Source organism: Patulibacter medicamentivorans (genome assembly GCF_000240225.1).
GTDB lineage: Bacteria > Actinomycetota > Thermoleophilia > Solirubrobacterales > Solirubrobacteraceae > Patulibacter > Patulibacter medicamentivorans.
The window spans coordinates 1-1378 of the sequence record NZ_AGUD01000147.1 but is presented as its reverse complement, the minus strand read 5'-3'; the positions used below and the strand labels follow the sequence as shown (position 1 = coordinate 1378).

At 76.4% G+C, this 1378-nt stretch carries 1 protein-coding gene and 1 pseudogene; both read left to right on the top strand.

What is annotated here, in order from left to right; all coding sequences use genetic code 11:
- Positions 1–443, top strand: a pseudogene (locus PAI11_RS27060) (hypothetical protein); the annotation flags it as partial.
- Positions 440–1231 (top strand): hypothetical protein, encoded by a 792-nt coding sequence (locus PAI11_RS10500; protein WP_007574119.1) that lies wholly within the window; start codon positions 440–442, stop codon positions 1229–1231. The pseudogene PAI11_RS27060 and the gene PAI11_RS10500, both read left to right, overlap by 4 nt.
- The last annotated feature ends 147 nt before the right edge of the window (positions 1232–1378 follow it).

The following is a 1378-nucleotide window of genomic DNA, read 5'->3' as shown; positions in this document are numbered from 1 at the left end:
CGGCGCCGGTCGCGCCGCCGAAGGCCCCGCTGACCGCCAAGCCGGCGCCGCTGCCCGCCACGCCGCGGCCGACCGGCCCGTTCCTGGTCCCGCTGGCGCCGCTGTCGCCGCCGACCCCGCCGGGCCAGCCGATCCCGCCCGCCGGCACCAGCTCGGTCAGCGGCAGCATCAGCGTGCCGGTCAGCCAGCCGGTCGGCCAGGTCGAGCGCGAGCGCGAGGAAGAGGTCGCGCACGAGCAGTCCAACGCCTACGTCCGCTTCGACGCGATCGAGCCGCGCGGCCCCGGCACCGGCGGCGCGGCGCTGATCGTGCTCGCGGTCGTGCTGGCGGCGGCCGGTGGCGCGGCGACGACCGGCGCCGTCCGCGCGCGTCGCGACCTCCGCCGCCGGCCGCTCTCCTACGCCCGCCCCGTCGACCCCCGTCACCCCCGGAGACGACCGTGAGACTCGTACGACCCTCGACCCCGACGATCCTGGCGGCGGCCGCGCTGGCCGTGGCCACGCTGGCCCTGGTCTTCGCGATGACCGGCGTCGGCGTCTCGGCCTCGTCCAAGCGGATGCCGTCGGCCGCCAGCACCAAGCCGCGCGCCTACGGGATCCTGCGCCTGAACCGCAAGCGGCAGTTCCCGGCGTCCGCGATCCCGCGGGTCGCCCGCGCCAAGCGCGCCGATCGCCTGGGGACGCTGCGCCCGCAGGACCTCCAGCTGGCCTGCCCGGCCGACACCGTCGAGCTCGGGACCTGGTGCCTGGCCAGCTCCACGTACCCGCTCGACACCAAGGACCGCGGCCGCAACGACTTCTTCTTCGCGACCCAGAAGTGCGCCGAGCTCGGCGGCTACCTGCCGTCGGCCGCGCAGCTGATCGCCGCCGCGCCGAAGCTCAAGATCTCCTCGACGATCGACGACAACCAGACCAGCGCGGCGGTCGACGAGTTCCCCGGCGACGGGCTCAGGGACCAGCGCGAGATGTCCTCGTCGCTGATCACGACGACCGCCGGCGGCAGCGCCGCGGGCAGCATCGGCAGCACCCCCGGGTCCAAGGGCGACCCGCGCCAGGGCGAGCCGGACCCGGTGCCGCTGCCGGCCGATCCCGCGCCCGACACGCTCCAGTACATCACGGTCTACGACAACCACGACAAGGGCGGATTCGCCGGCGGCAAGCCGGTCTCCAGCCCCGAGCGGTTCCGCTGCGCGTTCAACAAGCAGCAGGGCGAGAGCGAGGTCGAGCAGTAGATGGCGCGGACCCGCCCGACCCTGATCGCCTGCGCGGCGGCCGGGCTGCTGGGCGCGCCGGCGGTCGCCCTGGCGGCCGGCGAGCCCGGCCCGGAGCCGGCCCGCACGACGACCACGACGGCGACCCCGCTGGCGCCGGACGGCCCG